We start from the raw sequence: 315 nt of genomic DNA on the forward strand, positions 1-315 counted from the left end.
TCTGCTCGGACGCCGAGGTCGAGAGCGTGGTCGCCCACCTCAAGCGCCAGGGCCGCCCCGCCTACCTCGACGCCGTCACGGCCGACGACGAGGAAGACGCCTCGGGCAAGGGCGGTAAGGGCAAGGGCGCCACCGAGCTCGAGGTGGACGGGGCGGTGTTCGACCAGGGCGCCTTCGGCGAGGCAGGCGGCGACCTCTACGAGCAAGCCGTTCAGGTGGTGCTGCGGGACCAGAAGGCCTCGACCAGCTACATCCAGCGTCGCCTGCAGATCGGCTACAACCGCGCCGCCTCGCTGATGGAGCGGATGGAGATCG

The 315-nt window shown here is 70.2% G+C and carries 1 protein-coding gene; it reads left to right on the top strand.

Going from position 1 to position 315, the window contains the following annotated elements:
- On the top strand, positions 1–315 hold a 315-nt coding region (locus tag AX737_RS00660), incomplete at both ends, for a DNA translocase FtsK (RefSeq protein ID WP_280949046.1).

It is taken from the genome of Methylobacterium sp. CCH5-D2 (assembly GCF_001556475.1).
GTDB classification, from domain to species: domain Bacteria; phylum Pseudomonadota; class Alphaproteobacteria; order Rhizobiales; family Beijerinckiaceae; genus Methylobacterium; species Methylobacterium hispanicum.